The 15,985-nt window shown below is 40.1% G+C and carries 17 protein-coding genes; 11 read left to right on the top strand and 6 right to left on the bottom strand.

Going from position 1 to position 15,985, the window contains the following annotated elements; genetic code table 11:
• Window positions 1-133: 133 nt before the first annotated feature.
• Window positions 134-691 carry a D-glycero-beta-D-manno-heptose 1,7-bisphosphate 7-phosphatase gene (gene gmhB, locus CXF72_RS10655; protein WP_101038984.1) on the bottom strand — a complete coding sequence of 186 codons (558 nt, stop codon included), beginning with the start codon at window positions 689-691 and terminating at the stop codon, window positions 134-136.
• Between the two features lie 85 nt (window positions 692-776).
• On the opposite strand from gmhB, the gene rcsF reads away from it, so the two are divergent.
• Both rcsF and tsaA read left to right on the top strand, forming a co-directional pair.
• Window positions 777-1,160 carry an Rcs stress response system protein RcsF gene (rcsF, locus tag CXF72_RS10650; RefSeq protein WP_232784951.1) on the top strand — a complete coding sequence of 128 codons (384 nt, stop codon included), beginning with the start codon at window positions 777-779 and terminating at the stop codon, window positions 1,158-1,160.
• Window positions 1,150-1,866, top strand: coding sequence for a tRNA (N6-threonylcarbamoyladenosine(37)-N6)-methyltransferase TrmO (gene tsaA, locus CXF72_RS10645; RefSeq protein ID WP_101038981.1), 717 nt, complete (start codon window positions 1,150-1,152; stop codon window positions 1,864-1,866). The genes rcsF and tsaA overlap by 11 nt, the downstream gene beginning before the upstream one ends.
• Here the strand turns inward: tsaA and CXF72_RS10640 are convergent.
• Window positions 1,835-2,401, bottom strand: a complete 567-nt coding sequence (locus CXF72_RS10640; protein ID WP_101038979.1) for a rhomboid family intramembrane serine protease — start codon at window positions 2,399-2,401, stop codon at window positions 1,835-1,837. The genes tsaA and CXF72_RS10640 overlap by 32 nt on opposite strands.
• Before the next feature lie 152 nt (window positions 2,402-2,553).
• Here CXF72_RS10640 and CXF72_RS10635 point away from each other — a divergent pair, with 152 nt between their 5' ends.
• From CXF72_RS10635 to CXF72_RS10620, 4 genes are all read left to right on the top strand, one after another.
• Window positions 2,554-4,275 (top strand): proline--tRNA ligase, encoded by a 1,722-nt coding sequence (locus CXF72_RS10635; protein WP_101038978.1) that lies wholly within the window; start codon window positions 2,554-2,556, stop codon window positions 4,273-4,275.
• Between the two features lie 163 nt (window positions 4,276-4,438).
• Complete coding sequence (locus tag CXF72_RS10630; RefSeq protein ID WP_101038976.1) at window positions 4,439-5,533, top strand: alpha/beta fold hydrolase; 1,095 nt, start codon at window positions 4,439-4,441, stop codon at window positions 5,531-5,533.
• A complete protein-coding gene (locus CXF72_RS10625) occupies window positions 5,521-6,312 on the top strand; it encodes a Cof-type HAD-IIB family hydrolase (RefSeq protein WP_101038974.1) in 792 nt (263 codons plus the stop codon). The genes CXF72_RS10630 and CXF72_RS10625 overlap by 13 nt, the downstream gene beginning before the upstream one ends.
• Window positions 6,313-6,492: 180 nt before the next feature.
• Window positions 6,493-8,025, top strand: a complete 1,533-nt coding sequence (locus CXF72_RS10620) for a hypothetical protein (protein ID WP_232784950.1) — start codon at window positions 6,493-6,495, stop codon at window positions 8,023-8,025.
• 443 nt (window positions 8,026-8,468) lie between these two features.
• On the opposite strand, the gene dacB is transcribed toward CXF72_RS10620, so the two are convergent.
• On the bottom strand, window positions 8,469-9,911 hold the full coding sequence (gene dacB, locus CXF72_RS10615) for a D-alanyl-D-alanine carboxypeptidase/D-alanyl-D-alanine endopeptidase (protein WP_101038971.1): 1,443 nt from the start codon (window positions 9,909-9,911) through the stop codon (window positions 8,469-8,471).
• 142 nt (window positions 9,912-10,053) lie between these two features.
• Between dacB and pyrB the strand changes: the two genes are divergently transcribed.
• The 3 genes from pyrB (at window position 10,054) to rraA (ending at window position 12,140) form a co-directional block, all read left to right on the top strand.
• Window positions 10,054-10,989, top strand: coding sequence for an aspartate carbamoyltransferase (gene pyrB, locus CXF72_RS10610; protein WP_101038969.1), 936 nt, complete (start codon window positions 10,054-10,056; stop codon window positions 10,987-10,989).
• 9 nt (window positions 10,990-10,998) lie between these two features.
• Window positions 10,999-11,454, top strand: coding sequence for an aspartate carbamoyltransferase regulatory subunit (gene pyrI / locus CXF72_RS10605; protein WP_101038968.1), 456 nt, complete (start codon window positions 10,999-11,001; stop codon window positions 11,452-11,454).
• Window positions 11,455-11,627: 173 nt separating this feature from the next.
• Window positions 11,628-12,140: a ribonuclease E activity regulator RraA gene (rraA, locus tag CXF72_RS10600; protein WP_101038966.1), complete on the top strand. Its 513-nt coding sequence runs from the start codon at window positions 11,628-11,630 to the stop codon at window positions 12,138-12,140.
• A 235-nt stretch (window positions 12,141-12,375) separates the two neighbouring features.
• Here rraA and CXF72_RS10595 read toward each other — a convergent pair whose 3' ends face one another.
• Window positions 12,376-12,597 (bottom strand): cell division protein ZapB, encoded by a 222-nt coding sequence (locus tag CXF72_RS10595; protein ID WP_101038964.1) that lies wholly within the window; start codon window positions 12,595-12,597, stop codon window positions 12,376-12,378.
• 160 nt (window positions 12,598-12,757) lie between these two features.
• On the opposite strand from CXF72_RS10595, the gene CXF72_RS10590 reads away from it, so the two are divergent.
• A complete protein-coding gene (locus CXF72_RS10590) occupies window positions 12,758-12,979 on the top strand; it encodes a DUF1653 domain-containing protein (RefSeq protein ID WP_101038962.1) in 222 nt (73 codons plus the stop codon).
• A gap of 336 nt (window positions 12,980-13,315) precedes the next feature.
• Here the strand turns inward: CXF72_RS10590 and cysE are convergent, their stop codons facing one another.
• Together cysE and CXF72_RS10580 are read right to left on the bottom strand one after the other, a co-directional pair.
• Window positions 13,316-14,098, bottom strand: a complete 783-nt coding sequence (cysE, locus tag CXF72_RS10585) for a serine O-acetyltransferase (RefSeq protein WP_101038960.1) — start codon at window positions 14,096-14,098, stop codon at window positions 13,316-13,318.
• Complete coding sequence (locus CXF72_RS10580; protein ID WP_101038959.1) at window positions 14,098-15,054, bottom strand: cation diffusion facilitator family transporter; 957 nt, start codon at window positions 15,052-15,054, stop codon at window positions 14,098-14,100. The genes cysE and CXF72_RS10580 overlap by 1 nt, the downstream gene beginning before the upstream one ends.
• A 380-nt stretch (window positions 15,055-15,434) precedes the next feature.
• Here CXF72_RS10580 and trmL point away from each other — a divergent pair, with 380 nt between their 5' ends.
• Window positions 15,435-15,899, top strand: coding sequence for a tRNA (uridine(34)/cytosine(34)/5-carboxymethylaminomethyluridine(34)-2'-O)-methyltransferase TrmL (gene trmL, locus CXF72_RS10575; RefSeq protein WP_101038957.1), 465 nt, complete (start codon window positions 15,435-15,437; stop codon window positions 15,897-15,899).
• Window positions 15,900-15,985 lie beyond the last annotated feature (86 nt).

Below are 15,985 nucleotides of genomic sequence, written 5' to 3'. Positions count from 1 at the left end.
CTTTGATCACGTTAGCAAGGGTTTATTTGCATAAAAACAGGCTATTTTTGCAATTAGTTTTTATACCCAATTTGCAAACAACTTACCCACAGATTAACTATAATTATCCACACACTTACCCTTAATGACTCAATTACAGCAGCTTAACTATACTGTTCAAATCATCAAATATAGCTGTCGCGATTTTTTCACCTTCTGCCGTAATTGTTTTTCCTGTTCTGACTAAATAGTTAGTGTTTATGCCGGCAGCTAAACCCGCTTGTAGATCAGAAACTTTATCCCCGACTAATATTGACTGACTTGCATCTATATCCAAGTCTGCAATTGCACTTATCAGCATGCCAGGTTTTGGCTTGCGGCAATCGCAATCAATTTTATATTCGCCGATACCCTTTTCAGCATGATGCGGGCAATAATAGACACCATCTATATCAACCCCTCTATCCGCTAATGACCAATCCATCCACTCTGTTAAGGTATGGAATTGCTCTTCGCTAAAATATCCCCGTGCGATACCTGACTGATTGGTTATAACAACTAATAGGTAACCTTTTTCTTTAAGTGCTTTGCAGGCATCAATTACGCCGTCGATAAATTCAAAATCATCACGCTGTGATACATAACCCTTGTCGACATTTATTACACCATCTCGGTCAAGAAAAACTGCACGTTTTCCATTGGCTACTGTCATATTACTTCCTTCTCGGTTTCAGGTTTATTAAAAAATGTTATTATGCCACTCATCGCTAGCCCCTTCTATTTATAAAGAGCATCTTATGTTACGTTTTATTATTATCTCTTTTACCGTCCTTTTAAGCACAGCTTGCAGTAACCTTGATTTTTCATCTAATCTCGACAAGAAAAATTTTGATGATTACTTCAAACCCTCACGGGTCACTGTTTACGAAAAATCGCAATTGCAGAATCTCGATTATAAATTTATAGCCGCTGTTGACGGTAGTAGCTGTCAACAAGAAGAAAAAGATCGCCCTGCCGATATAAAAGAAGCACGCACCAATGCCCGCATTAATGCCGCAGAGATGAAGGCCAACGGCATCGTTTTTCAAAATTGTTTGACTTTTGAACGAGATGCATCCTGTATCAGCAATATTATTTGTTATGGTCGTGCGATTAATGTGAAACTTTCTGATGAGGAATAACTTAGTGTTTGATTCAATAGCTACAATTCATTCCCCCTATAAAGAGAAGTTTGCTGTGCCTCGTCAGCCAGGATTAGTGCCCAGCGCCATCGCGGAGCTGGAAATCTTACCTCCTTATGATGATATTAACGCTTTTTTAGGTTTACAGGAATTCAGTCATTTATGGTTAGTGTTTATTTTCCATAAAAATCGCAACCAGGATAAATGGAGCCCGACCGTGCGGCCGCCTCGACTAGGCGGTAACAAGCGCTTAGGTGTTTTTGCGACACGTTCGCCTTGCCGTCCTAACCCAGTCGGTTTATCACTGGTTGAATTTCACGGCATTAAACAGGTTAATGGTAAGATTTTTTTAATGTTGAGTAATATCGATTTAGTCGAGGGCACCCCTATTATTGATATCAAACCTTATATCCCCTATGCAGATTCTAAACCTGAGGCAGTTGCCGGCTTTGCTCAGCAGCAGCCGGAATCATTAATGCAGGTTGAATTTTCAACTCAGGCTCAAAAAGCCATTAACTTATTTAAAGATGACTACCCTGAAATACAGCAATTGATTATCGAAGTATTGCAGCAAGACCCCCGTCCTGCTTATAAGAAGAAAAAAGAAGATTTAAAAACATACGCCGTTCATCTGCTCGACTTTAATATATCCTGGATGAATGCAGGATCAATGACTACCGTAGTCGATGTTGAGCCACTGGTTTAGCAAAATAATAACCGCTGGCAGCGCCAACCAATGCCCCTAACAGGTGACTTTCAAATGACACGCCAAATTTTGTTGGAAAGACGCCAAAAACTAATCCGCCGTAAAAAATCAGCATAAGCAGCGAAATAATAAGGTGCAACATTTTTCCACGGACCAAACCATAAACAATTAAATACCCCCAGAAGGCATAAATTATCCCGCTCATTCCGATGTGTACGCTGTTACCCCGTGCGAATAACCACACTAACGATCCCGTAGAGATGATATGCAGGATAAATAACAGCCAGAACCGTTGACTGCCTTGCGCACCAATTAAGGTTCCAAAGACCATAAAGGGTAAAAAATTGCTGATCAGGTGCAACCAGCTTCCATGGAGAAAAGGCGCCATAAAAATACCGCTGAGATGCTCAAAGGAGCGCGGTACGATACCAAACCGATTTAAATCCGTCGGTAGTACAGTATTAATAATTAAAATAATGCTGCAAAACAGCATTATTGTCGCGCTGTTTTTTCCAGCTAGTAGATAACGATTCATGGTGTTCCTTATAATTTGCCTTTTATTAACACAAAATAGCTGAAAGCCCGGTTAAAATTCAATTATATTTTCTAAATAGATGAAGAAACCTTTAGTAAGGACCTTTCCACTGCTAAAATCAGCGCAGTTTAATTTATCAATTAGGGATAACTATGCGCACGACCAACTACTTACTTTCAACTCAAAAAGAAGCACCAAGCGATGCTGTAATTGTAAGCCACCAGCTTATGTTACGTGCAGGCATGATCCGTAAATTAGCATCGGGTTTATATACCTGGTTACCGACGGGGTTGCGGGTTTTACGTAAAGTTGAAACTATCGTGCGTGAAGAAATGGAACGAGCCGGAGGTGTTGAAGTCTTAATGCCGATTGTGCAACCTGCCGATCTTTGGCTGGAAACGGGGCGCTGGGATCAATACGGCGGAGAGCTGTTACGTCTTAAGGATCGCCATACGCGTGATTTCGTGTTGGGCCCAACACACGAGGAAGTGATTACCGAGCTTGTTCGTAAAGAAGTAAACAGTTACAAACAGCTGCCACTCAATATTTTCCAAATTCAGACCAAATTCCGCGATGAAACTCGTCCGCGTTTTGGTGTGATGCGTGCACGCGAATTTACCATGAAAGATGCGTACTCCTTCCACCTTGGACAGGAATGTTTAGAAAAAACCTATCAGAATATGTTTGCTGCCTATTGTCGTATCTTTGACCGTTTAGGTCTTGAATACCGCCCTGTGATTGCCGATACCGGCAGTATTGGCGGCAGCGCATCCCATGAATTCCACGTACTTGCGCAAAGCGGTGAAGATGCCATTGTTTTCTCAACTGAAAGTGATTACGCAGCAAATATTGAAAAGGCAGAAGCACTAGAGCCTACCTTCGATCGCCCTGCAGCAACTGCTGATGTTACGATTACCGACACGCCTAATGCAGATAGCATTGCGGATGTGTGCGAATTTTTAAATGTTAAAGCTGAGCAAACCGTCAAAACCTTATTGGTGGAAGGCAGTTGTAAAAAGGGTGAAAGCGCCCCCGTCGTTGCACTTATTTTACGTGGCGATCATAACCTCAATGAAATTAAAGCTGAAAATATTGATGGTATTGCCAGCCCGCTTACTTTTGCCAACGAACAGCAAATTAAAGATACGGCAAATTGTGATGCCGGTTCAATTGGACCTAAAGGTCTAAGCGTGCGTACTATTGTCGATCGGGCCGCTGAAAAACTCGCCGATTTTGTTTGCGGTGCAAATGAAACGGGCAAACATTTAACCGGTGTTAACTGGGATCGTGACATCAGCAATTATGAAGTTGCCGATTTACGTGATGTTGTTGAAGGTGATCCTAGCCCATGCGGTAGTGGAACCCTTTCAATGGCGCGCGGTATCGAAGTGGGACATATTTTCCAACTAGGTGATACTTATACTAAAGCGATGAATGCTGGCGTACTTAACCAGCAGGGTAAAAACCAGATATTAACCATGGGTTGTTACGGTATTGGTATCTCACGTATTGTTGCTGCCGCTATTGAGCAAAACAATGATAAAAATGGCATTATCTGGAACGATGCACTGGCACCTTTCTCGGTAGTTATTGTCCCGATGAATATGCATAAATCACATCGTGTGGCAGAACTTGCTGAAAAATACTATGCAGAGTTACAAGCGGCAGGTATTGAGGTATTATTTGACGATCGTAAAGAACGCCCTGGTATTATGTTTGCGGATGCTGAGCTTATCGGTATTCCACATACCCTAGTGATTGGCGATCGTAGCTTGGATAATGGCGTAATTGAATATAAAGATCGTCTATCGGGTGTAAAACAGGAAGTTGCTATTGATGAGGTTATTAACTTTATCAAAGCCCAACTCGCTTAATCATTCGCCTATCCTACCATTAACCAAGTGAGTATTTTTATGTCGGCGCGATCTTTGAGGAAAACCTGAAGGATCTTGCAGTCCCCAATCTTAGCTAAGATTGGGGACTATCTAATCTGATACTTTGCGTATAATTAACAACCCTATAACGTACGGATAAAAGATGAAAAAAACTTCTCAACTGAGATTACTGATACCTTTTTTGTTTTTACTTACTAGCGCATTGACCTTTGCGGAAAACCACATGGCAAATAATCCTTACGGTTTAACGACTGAAGCCGAACTGAGTGATACTTTTAATAGTCAAATAAATGCATTTTGGAAAAAAAATGCAATGTCAGGTTCTTTACAAGGCATTGGCAATAAAAGACTGCATACTATTAGCATTAAAACAGGTAATGCTAACGCCATAGTGATTAGTCAGGGTCGAAACGAGAGTGTGTTAAAGTACAAAGAACTTGCTTTTGATCTTAACCGTCAAGGTTATGATCTCTATTTAATTGACCACCGAGGTCAAGGATTTTCAGAACGCTTAGGCGGAGATCGATATCACGGGCATGTTGTTCATTTTCAGAATTATGTCGATGACCTTAACCGCTATATTTTATCTTTAGATTTAGCAAATCATTACCAGCATAATTATCTGTTAGCACACTCAATGGGTGGCACGATAAGCGCGCTATATCTCGAAAAATATGATCACCCCTTTCAGGCCGCCATCTTATTAAGCCCCATGATGTCAATCAATTTAGGCAGCATACCCCGTGTTATTGCCAAACTATTAACCTTCAGCGGTGCGACTGTGTGCAGCTGGTTTAGTGATCAATCCTGTTATGTGTTTGGTGGCGAAGCATATAAGCCTAAAGCATTTATCGGTAATGACTTAACGTCCAGCGAAGTGCGTTTTAATGCATCACAAAATACTTTTACAGCCTTTCCGGAAACACAACTGGGCGATGCGAGCATGCGCTGGGTTGCCCAAAGCCTTAGCGCCACCAAGCAGGCGGTTGATAACGCCAATAAAATAAATATTCCCATCCTATTGCTGCAAGCTGGAGCCGATAAGGTTGTGACGGCTGCAGGGCAAAATAAATTTTTTAAAAAGTTAACCCAGTGTAAGGCGAAGCAGTTTCTAACCATACCTGATGCACAACATGAGATATATTTAGAAAAAGATCAATCCAGATTAGCCGCTTTAAATGCCGTACTTAAATTTTTAGAAGCATCACAACAAGGCACTCTGCAATGTACAAAATAGCTATTTCAGATCTCGACGGCACCCTGCTCGGTCCAGATCATCGCATCTCGGCAAAAACAAAAGAAACAATTCAACGCTGGGTACAAAGTGGCCGAAAATTTGTTATCGCAACAGGCCGGCACTATATTGAAGCGAAACATTTACAAGAATCCTTAAATATCCCAATGTATTTAATTACCTCAAATGGAGCACGCGTCCACAATAGAGAGGGACAAATTATTCATCAACAGAATCTGCCGAGCGATATAGCACAAGGCATTTGTGATACGGCATTTGCTGATGCCGTGCAAATCAATATCTTCACAGATCAAAACTGGTATGCTAATTATCCTCTGACAGAGCTTGAAGGAATGGGATTAGACGCCGGGTTTGAGTGTATCAAAGCCGATCTCAGCAAACTTGATAAAAGTAATACTATTAAGATATTTTTCTATGCGGAAAATGAATTATTACAACCCGTTTATGAATTATTAGCTGCGCGTTACGGTGATAAAATTAACCTTACTTTTTCTTTACCAAAGTGTCTGGAAGTTATGTGCGCCAATACCAATAAAGGTGAAGCCGTTAATCGAGTATTAAAAAGCAAAAACCTGGAAATTGCCGATGCAATTGCATTTGGAGATGGTATGAATGATCTTGAAATGTTACTCGCAGTTGCTAAACCTATCATAATGGAAAACGCCCAGCAGGCGCTAAAAGAGGCACTGCCAGATGCAGAAAAAACGCTTTCATCTAAAGATCATGGTGTGGCGGTAATGATGGATCGATATTTAGCCTAGTCCCATAATATAAAGTAAATATCAAGCCAAAATATTGATACTTAATCACTATTATTAACAATATTAATGGCTTAAGCGCCGAACGATAATTAAGTATTTAAATAAAAATGCTATGTATTGTCGTATTTGTGCAGATTTATGCACGCTTAACCGTCAATGATGACTGAACTGAGGTTTTATATGCGTTTATTAAGTTTCTTCTTATTAAGTAGTTCCCTGCTTTTTAATGCAGCTTGTGTTTCGCCAACTTCGACTGTCTCACCTGCGCCAGACAAAATCCCCGTCATCAAGGACGATTTTTCAAAAATATTAGACAGTAATTTCAGAGGCGATTTGCGCTTTGTGGGTGGTAAAGGTTATTTCACTGCCTGTGATTCCGAACAAGATTTTCCGGTAATAGTTAATGCTGCATTAACTATTATTTATGAAAAAATCACCCAGGAAAAATCCACGCCTGTATATATCGAATTTGTTGGTGAAATAACCTTTCCTGCCATAAATACACCACCATCGAATGCGCTGATGCGTATAGACACAATTCACCATATGGCACTGCCTAAAGCTTCATTACAATGTGCTAAAGCAACTCATGGTTTCTTATTTAAGGCTAAAGGTGACAATCCCTACTGGCGTTTAAATATTGATCAAAATAAGATACTTTTTGCCACTCAAGCGAGCAATCGAGCTTATCAGATTCAAAATTCACAATTTAACACTACTCAAAAAAACTATATTAAAACCAACAATGAGCAGGGGGAGCGACTGAGCTTACGAATTCAACCCGGACATTGTTATAATTTAAAAATGCAAGAATATTGGGGTTTTACCGCCAAGGTTGACAGTGTATGGGGCGAATTCAGTGGCTGTGGAGAACCCGGATGGCCGGTAAATTTTCGCGACGTTAGCGGTTATTACTTAAATAGAAGCCCCTTCAAAACAACCAATTTAACCCTAAATTCAGATTATAGCGTTGAATATCAAGAAAAAATTGGAGAACAAGTAATTACTAAAACAGGCTTTTGGAAAAGTAATTCTCCAGATCGTATTGTGGTAATGCTAATGCAGCAAGATAAAAAAAAGATACAGGAAGAATTTATTTTCCAACGTTCAGGTGTAACTCTGAGCAGCACTAAACTGAATAAAAATAATATCATCACCAGACTCTCCGAGGCTGAGGGTGTATTCAATAAAATGACCAGTAAAGAAATTAGCTCAAAAAACAGTATAACCCGAATTGAGCGGGCATTCACTGCGCAACATATTGACCCGAAGGCAGAAATTGATAAAGCACTGCAAAAAGCACTCAATCAATACTTTAAAATTCATGGCACAGATCCAAAAGGTACTAAATTCAGTGCAGTGAAGTATGATCTCAACGGGGACGGTCTTAAGGAGGCGATCGTTCTGCTTGACTGGTGTTCAAAGAGTGGCTGTGAAATGCTCATTTTTGAGCGTCAAAAAGATGACTATCGTTTCTCAAGCCGCATATCTCAAATACAAGTGCCGGTCAGAGTCTCCAACAGTCAACATTATTTATGGCAAAGTTTACTGGTTGAAAAAGATAAAAAATGGTTAATACTTGATTTTGACGGCATTAGTTACCCACCCCATACACGCTCTCTGACAGCGGTTAATAAACTTGATATTGCCACTGATATTATTTTATTTAGCCAGGGCAGGCCCAAAAACTGGTTCCCGATTAAAATGCAATAAATTCATATTTATCCAAAAAAGGCATAAACCTCTTTTGGATAAATACCCATGATATTTCAAGATGCAAAGTCAGCAAGGAAAATGGTGCCTAGATGCTAGGCAAAAAATTGAAGTACATACCCAAATTATTTGAAGATGCAAGAATCAGCAAGACGATAAATGATGAAATTCTAGGCTGAAGGCTGATGATCTCGTTATTCTAAATCGACGCTTTCTAACAACGAAGATCGTCGTTTATCGCCTTGCCCTTCGGGAGATTCGCCCGAAAACTAACACTGCGTTGTAACACTTGATAAGGAAATAACCCTTTAAGATGTAAATGCTTGCATTTACATCTACCGCTAGAGGATTAACGCAGTTAATCGTTCGAAAGGTCATGTTGCGTATTGCTCTGATCGAAGATCTTGCGCCTGACAAAGCATCTTGAAGTAACATGGGTATATTTATTTGCGGGAAGACTTTATTATTGTTTCAAAAAAAGCCTGTTCAAAAATAACAACGGGGGATGTTGTGGCTTTAGTTAAGGTGCTCTCAGGCCAATTATAGCCGTTTATAACTAAAGCAAAAAGGCGATCTCCCTGCGCAGTTTTAACAATCCCCAATAGGTTTGCCACACCTTTCATCGACCCTGTTTTTGCAATAATATTACCTTTTAACAAAGGTCCTGCGACTCCTTTATGGTAATGCAGCGTACCGTCTACTCCGGCAATCGAAAAACTGCCTAACAATTTTAATTTAGCATCATTTTGGTAAACATATTTAAGGACAGTCATAAACAATTTAGCACTCATTAAATTATGACGAGATAACCCAGAACCATCTGCCAGATAAGCATTTTCTAAATCAACACCGTGCTCCTGCAGAATTAATTTTAGCGCCTTAGCACCATTACTAAAATTACCCTCCTGTTGAAAATAGGCAGCACCCAGTGTTTTAAACAGACTATCCGCAATTAAATTATCTGAGTCTTTAAGCATAATTTCTAATAACTTTCCTAACTCAGGGGATTGATGCTTCACTAATACCTGGGTGGCTGCATCTGCTTGTTTGCTCTGTTCAAGTTTAACCTTACCCTTTAACTTAATACCTGCTTTTTTTAATTCGGATTTAATTATTTGACTTGCATATGCAAAGGGGTCGTTGACCGAAAAAGCCAAACCCAAAGGACGATTCCTCGGCACCATACAACCCCACAAATGATAACGGTTGTCGCTATTACGGGTCACTTTTAAGGCGCAGAATTGCTCATCTCGCTGCGCGGAAGTAAGCACATCAACGTTACTGCTAATCTCAACGGGTTCATAACTTGGAATAAACAAGCGCGCTTTTTGGGCATTTGGACGCGCTACGCTGAGGTTACCTAATACACAATTTCTGTTCACTATAATGGCATTTGACGGAGAGGTATAACAAACACCCAAGTCATTCCAAGCCTGACCATCACTCCATTGATAGCCGCTAAAATGAGCCGCGTTAATTAAAAAATCCCCCCTTATCTGCTTAACACCCAATGCTTTAAAAGATCTCAGCATAGCTTTGATATCGGCACGCGACAGGGTCGGATCGCCGACAAAACGTAAGCGTATATCACCTTGGTAATCATTGTTTTTAATGCTACTTTTGTTTCCCTCAAGGGTTGTTTGATAGCGAAAACTTTCACCTAGATATAACTTTGCAGCCGTCGCAGTTAATAACTTCTGTAAGCTTGCCGGAGTACGCAGAATATCGGCACTGGACTCAGCAAGTAATTGATTGTTGCCAGGATTCAATACCAGATAAGAAAGCTGTGTCCCTTTAGGTAATAAAGCATGCAGCGCTGACCATTGCTCAGCAAGCAAATTTATCGGCAGCAGGCATAAAATAAAACACAGAATACGCTTAAACATAAAAACTCCAATTGTCAGTCAAGTCTCATCATAACCCCTAACAATAACTAACCCAATTTAAAGCATTTAAAAAATACAGAATTCACGGGGGTGCGGTGGTATAATTTTTTATCGTCACTCGTTTACCTATGGGTCAGAAAACATGAATAATCCATTGTATCAAAAAAACATCATCTCCATCTCCGACCTTTCTCGTGAAGAGCTTGAGCTTATATTAACAACAGCTCAATCATTAAAACACAACCCACAACCCGAGCTATTAAAAGACAAAATAATTGCCAGTTGTTTCTTCGAAGCGTCAACACGAACCCGCCTTTCATTTGCAACAGCAGTGCAACGTTTGGGAGGAACTGTGATTGGTTTTGATAACGCAGGAAATACCTCATTAGCACAAAAAGGGGAAACACTGGCGGATTCGGTTAAAATCATCGCTTCTTATGCCGACGCTTTTTTTATGCGCCACCCGCAGGAAGGCGCAGCCCGTTTAGCTGCAGAATTTACCAACATTCCAGTTATCAATGGCGGAGATGGGTCGAATCAGCACCCTACGCAAACATTATTAGATCTGTTTACCATTTATGAAACGCAAAACCGACTTGATAACCTCAACATTGCATTTGTAGGCGATCTGAAATATGGCAGAACAGTGCACTCATTGGCACAGGCATTGTCTTTATTTAACTGTAATTTCTATTTTATCTCTCCAGAAGCCTTGGCAATGCCCGACTACATACTTGAAGAGCTGAATGAGAAAGGAATCAATTATTCCGTGCATGCAAGTATTGAAGAGGTCGTTGATTCACTCGATGTGTTGTATATGACAAGGGTGCAAAAAGAACGTTTCGATGAAACAGAATATCAACATATTAAATCCGCATTTTTGTTAAATGCAGACATGTTAGAAAACGTGCGGGAAAACTTAAAAGTACTGCACCCATTACCTCGTGTGGATGAAATTAATATTAATGTCGATTCAACACCCTATGCTTATTATTTTCAACAAGCTCAAAATGGCATTTATGCACGACAGGCTTTACTGGCTTTATTGTTAACAAACCATTTCCAAGATCAAGCGTAAGGGTTAATTATGCAACACAAATTACAAGTAGAAGCAATTCAACACGGCTCCGTCATTGATCACATCCCGGTTCAACAGGGTGTTAAGATCATCCGATTTTTTAACTTAACACAAACCGATGAAAAAATTACCATCGGCTTAAACCTGGCAACCCACACCGGGCAACAAAAAGATCTGATAAAAGTAGAAAACACTTTTATTAGCGATGAGCAGGCCAATCAGCTGGCATTATTTGCACCCCGTGCCACTATTAATCAGATAAAAAACTTTAAGGTAGTCCATAAATTTCAGGTACAACTGCCAGACTCATTTATTGGTGTATTAGCTTGTCCAAACAGTAACTGCATCAGTCATCATGAGCCAGTGGATACACGTTTCTATGTTAAGAAGAAATCCACCCTTAAACTGAAGTGTCATTATTGTGAAAAGACCTTTGATCATTCATTTTTTAGGGAATTAGACTAGGACCTTATCGCCTAGCTTTTATCTCAGGCCCATAATCCGGATTTGGCCTTCGAGTTGTTTGATTTTTATCACGTAAACTCAAAACTGTTTTTTTCAATGTAAAAACAATATTGTAAATGAATACGTTAAGTTTATACTCAGTAATATCATACTAACCATAGGCGAGCCTGATAATGCATTACAATACTTCCCTTCTTTGCGATATTTACGCTGATACTGTTGATGTTGTTGAACCCCTGTTAACCAATTTTGGTGGGCGAAACTCTTTTGCAGGAGAAGTTGTCACCATCAAGTGTTTCGAGTCAGTGGGCCTTATTTATAAAACTCTTGAAGAAAATGGTATAGGAAAGGTCTTACTGGTCGATGGTGGTGGTTCACTACGCCGCGCTTTAGTAAATGCACACATTGCTGAACTTGCTGTTGAAAATGGCTGGGAAGGTATTGTCGTAAACGGCTGTGTACGTGAAGTGGATCTTCTTGAAGATTTAGATATAGGTATACAGGCAATCACTGCAATTCCTGTCGGGGCTGAAGATACAGAAATTGGAGAGGTCAACTCGCCGGTTAACTTTGCCGGTGTGACTTTCCTGCCTGAAGATATTTTATATGCCGATAGTACCGGTATTATTATTTCGCCTGAGCCGCTTAATGCTGAGGCATTGGCAGAGCCTGATGAAATAGCTTAGCCGATAAATTGTAAAAAAGCCCAATTCATAATAAATTGGGCTTTTAGTTGCATCGCTTAGCTTACTGCCCGCTTGCTGTTTATTCAGTTTCTTCTATTTTACCAACTAACGCACTCAAACTAGATTGCCATTTATTCAGTTTCTTCTATTTTACCAACTAACGCACTCAAACGAGATTGCCACTTATTCAGTTTCTTCTATTTTACCAACTAACGCACTCAAACTAGATTGCCACTTATTCAGTTTCTTCTATTTTACCAACTAACGCACTCAAACGAGATTGCCATTGCTGGTGTTCTTCTGTTAATCGGATATTTTCTGCCTGCAACTGCTCACCTTTTTCAGTTAAACCTTGCTTATCCTCTTTTAGTTCTTCGACTTCCATTTGCAGTAACGCAATGGTATCTACCGTATTTTGAATTTTACTTTCTAATTGTTCTAAAAGATCCAATGTCATCAACTCTCTCCTTAAAATAATGTATGCTGTCAATTTATTGAGAGTAAGCATTCTCGTTTACTTATTCAACCATTGTTTTATGTTTGCTAACTATATTATGACAATATCTGTAAAGTTATTGCCCGCTATTACGCCTATCACGTTAATTAAGTGAGAAATCATGAAAAAAGAAATTAAGCCCGGCCAATACCGTCATTATAAAGGCGGTCTGTATAGGGTTGAGAATATTGCCACACACAGTGAAACCGAAGAGAAAATGGTGGTTTACCGTCCGTTATATGGTGAGCAAGCCCTGTGGGTAAGGCCACTTGAACTATTTATCGAAGAAGTGGAGATTGAGGGAAAAAAACAACCACGATTTATGTTTATTGGCGAGACCTGAGTTAAGGCCTTATGGAAGAGGTGCGAATTGAGGTATAAAACAAGCGAGATTTTTTATTGGCGAGACCTGAGTTAAGGCCTTATGGAAGAGGCGCGAATTTAGGTCTAAAACAAGCGAGATTTTTTATTGGCGAGACCTGATTTAAGGCCTTATGGAAGAGGTGCGAATTGAGGTATAAAACAAGCAATATTTTTTTATTGGCGAGACCTGAGTTAAGGCCTTATGGAAAAGGCGCGAATTTAGGTCTAAAACAAGCGAGATTTTTTATCGGTGATGCCTGATTGAGGTTTTATAAAAGAGGTGAATGCAGTTTACAAACACCTCAATGAACACCCTTTATGAAAGATATTGATCCATTGATAAAGATGGCATCTCACAGGAAGGAACACCTACAACTTTGGCAGGAACCCCTGCGACTGTAGTATGAGCAGGTACTGCGTATAATACGACACTACCGGCACCAATTTTTGCACCCTTGCCAATTTCAATATTACCAAGCACAGTTGCGCCGGCACCAATCATCACCCCTTGACGAATTTTAGGGTGGCGATCGCCACAGGTTTTACCCGTTCCGCCTAACGTCACACCTTGTAATAAAGAGACATCATCTTCAATAACGGCTGTTTCACCAATAACAACACCCGTTGCATGGTCAAACATAATACCTTTACCGATCGTTGCTGCCGGATGAACATCGACAGAAAACAGCTCAGAACTGCGATTTTGTAAATATAATGCTAATGTTATGCGATTTTTTTTCCACAGCCAATTAGCCACACGGTGAACTTGAATTGCTTGAAAACCTTTAAGATAAAGTAAAGGAGTTGAATAATCATTAACTGCAGGGTCTCTGTCCTGAACGGCAATAATATCAGCCATCACGGCAATCATAATTTCAGGTGATTGAGTAAATGCTTCTTCAATAACTTCTCGCAACAAAATACCAGGCATAGTCGGATGATCCAAACGATTAGCCAGTTGGTAACTTAATGCCGATTTTAAACTATGATGATTTAATATTGTTGAATAAAAAAAGCTCGCCAAAATGGGTTCACTGGCAGAATAATGCAGCGCCTCTTCCCTAATTTTGTTCCATAATCTTTTCTGAGTCGCGTCCATTAAATATTGTCCTTATCCGAGGTAAGCGGCGATGTTTCAAATTGTACTTTGTCGTTCAATTTCTCTTCTTCAACTATCGACAAAGGATCCAGATGGATTAGTATATCTGCGCGAGGGAAATCAGACTCTAAGGCCTCTTCTAACTGATCCGCTTTGTTATGCGCTTCTAATAAACTTTGATTATCATCAAGCTCCAAGTGCAGCTGAATGAATTTTGTATTGCCCGATAGTCTGGTTCGTAAATCATGAACCCCGCGCACCCCCTTGATATGATAGGCGGTTTTCACAATTTTCTCTTCATCTGATTTAGGCAGTTGTTTATCCATTAATGCATCAATTGACAAACGGCCAATCTGCCATGCGCCATATAAAATATAAACACTAACCGCAATTGCAAATACGCCGTCAGCCCAGTACCAGCCGTATCCCGCTAATATAAGCGCCAATAATACCGCGCCATTCATTGCAATATCGGTCCGATAATGCAGCGAATCGGCTCTAATCGCCATACTATCGGTTTTTTTCACAATATAAGTTTGAAATGCAACCAGTAAAATAGTAACAATAACAGAGAAAATCATCACCCCAATACCAACATTTGTTGCGCTTATTTGATGTCCGTTAACCAAAGCTGAGATACCATTGAACATCAGGTAGACAGACGTACCGGAAATAAAGGCGGCTTGTGCGAGACCGGCAAGACTCTCTGCTTTACCGTGACCGAAACGGTGTTCATCATCGGCAGGTTGAAGTGCTATTTTAATCGCTAACAGATTGATAATAGAAGTTGTGACATCCATTAACGAATCGGTCAAGGTGGCTAAAATACTGGCAGAGCCGGTCATCACCCAGGCAACTAATTTAACGATAATCAGCAGAGAGGCAGCGAAAATAGCAGCCCGTCCGGCAAGGTTAACCAATCGGTTATACTCTTTTTTTGTGAGATTCTTGGACAAAAAGAACACCTATAATATAACAAAAAAAATCAGGCAGTGATTATACCCTACCCATTTATAAATGCGAGTTTCAGTGGTCCGTCAAAGCGTTAAAATATCGTCTTCAACCGAGCATGCCCGCCCATATTTATGATGACAACATATTTTAATATTATCAATTTTTAATTTATCCAGGTCTGCATGTTCAAAAAAATAAGGTAGAATAAGACCCTACACGACGTTAAACATAAATCATCTGCTCGAGTTGCAAGCTCTCACTTTTAAGTAAGAGCTTGCTGAAATGCCATGTGTAAGCATGGAAAGCTATGTATGCACTTACCATTCCTTCGAATTGACTAAACAGTCAACTTAAAAACAGAGACTAAACAAAGAAGCCTACTATGATTGAAATAGCACTATTTGAACCTGAGATCCCGCAAAATACCGGCGCCATTATTCGTTTATGTGCCAATACGGGTTGTGTTTTGCACTTAATAGAACCTTTAGGGTTTGATTTAGATGAGAAAAAAGTCCGCAGAGCAGGACTCGACTACCATGAACTGACCCATGTTTATCGCCATAAAAATCACCACGATTTTTTACAGGCAGTATCAGGTAAAAGAATTTTTGCCTGTACAACAAAAACAACTACTTTTCATAGTCAGGCAACTTTTCAAGCGGACGATGTATTACTCTTTGGCCCTGAAACGCGAGGATTACCCAGTGAAATCCTCGATGCTTTACCCCTCGAGCAAAAGCTGCGTATTCCAATGAGAGCGGAAAGTCGCTCAATGAACTTATCCAATGCAGTCTCGGTATTCGTCTACGAAGCCTGGCGTCAACTCGATTTTGAAGGCGCAGTTTAAAAAATAGCTGGAAGGATATAAGGCTGGAAAGCTAAAAAGCTAGAAGCTAGAAGCTAGAAGCTCGAAGCTAGAAGCTAGAAGCTAGA

Source organism: Psychromonas sp. MB-3u-54, assembly GCF_002836415.1.
In the GTDB taxonomy this organism is placed as follows: Bacteria; Pseudomonadota; Gammaproteobacteria; order Enterobacterales; family Psychromonadaceae; genus Psychromonas.
Note: the sequence above shows the minus strand (reverse complement) of the source record. Positions and strands in the feature narration are given on the sequence as shown.

Excerpts from the sequence above, each read along its gene's own strand:
- pyrB (WP_101038969.1), top strand. The coding sequence starts at position 10,054 with ATGAATAATCCATTGTATCAAAAAAACATCATCTCCATCTCCGACCTT.
- dacB (WP_101038971.1), bottom strand. The coding sequence starts at position 9,911 with ATGTTTAAGCGTATTCTGTGTTTTATTTTATGCCTGCTGCCGATAAAT.
- CXF72_RS10620 (WP_232784950.1), top strand. The coding sequence starts at position 6,493 with ATGCGTTTATTAAGTTTCTTCTTATTAAGTAGTTCCCTGCTTTTTAAT.
- gmhB (WP_101038984.1), bottom strand. The coding sequence starts at position 691 with ATGACAGTAGCCAATGGAAAACGTGCAGTTTTTCTTGACCGAGATGGT.
- tsaA (WP_101038981.1), top strand. The coding sequence starts at position 1,150 with ATGAGGAATAACTTAGTGTTTGATTCAATAGCTACAATTCATTCCCCC.
- CXF72_RS10630 (WP_101038976.1), top strand. The coding sequence starts at position 4,439 with ATGAAAAAAACTTCTCAACTGAGATTACTGATACCTTTTTTGTTTTTA.
- CXF72_RS10640 (WP_101038979.1), bottom strand. The coding sequence starts at position 2,401 with ATGAATCGTTATCTACTAGCTGGAAAAAACAGCGCGACAATAATGCTG.
- pyrI (WP_101038968.1), top strand. The coding sequence starts at position 10,999 with ATGCAACACAAATTACAAGTAGAAGCAATTCAACACGGCTCCGTCATT.
- CXF72_RS10595 (WP_101038964.1), bottom strand. The coding sequence starts at position 12,597 with ATGACATTGGATCTTTTAGAACAATTAGAAAGTAAAATTCAAAATACG.
- CXF72_RS10625 (WP_101038974.1), top strand. The coding sequence starts at position 5,521 with ATGTACAAAATAGCTATTTCAGATCTCGACGGCACCCTGCTCGGTCCA.
- rraA (WP_101038966.1), top strand. The coding sequence starts at position 11,628 with ATGCATTACAATACTTCCCTTCTTTGCGATATTTACGCTGATACTGTT.
- cysE (WP_101038960.1), bottom strand. The coding sequence starts at position 14,098 with ATGGACGCGACTCAGAAAAGATTATGGAACAAAATTAGGGAAGAGGCG.
- CXF72_RS10590 (WP_101038962.1), top strand. The coding sequence starts at position 12,758 with ATGAAAAAAGAAATTAAGCCCGGCCAATACCGTCATTATAAAGGCGGT.
- rcsF (WP_232784951.1), top strand. The coding sequence starts at position 777 with ATGTTACGTTTTATTATTATCTCTTTTACCGTCCTTTTAAGCACAGCT.
- CXF72_RS10635 (WP_101038978.1), top strand. The coding sequence starts at position 2,554 with ATGCGCACGACCAACTACTTACTTTCAACTCAAAAAGAAGCACCAAGC.
- trmL (WP_101038957.1), top strand. The coding sequence starts at position 15,435 with ATGATTGAAATAGCACTATTTGAACCTGAGATCCCGCAAAATACCGGC.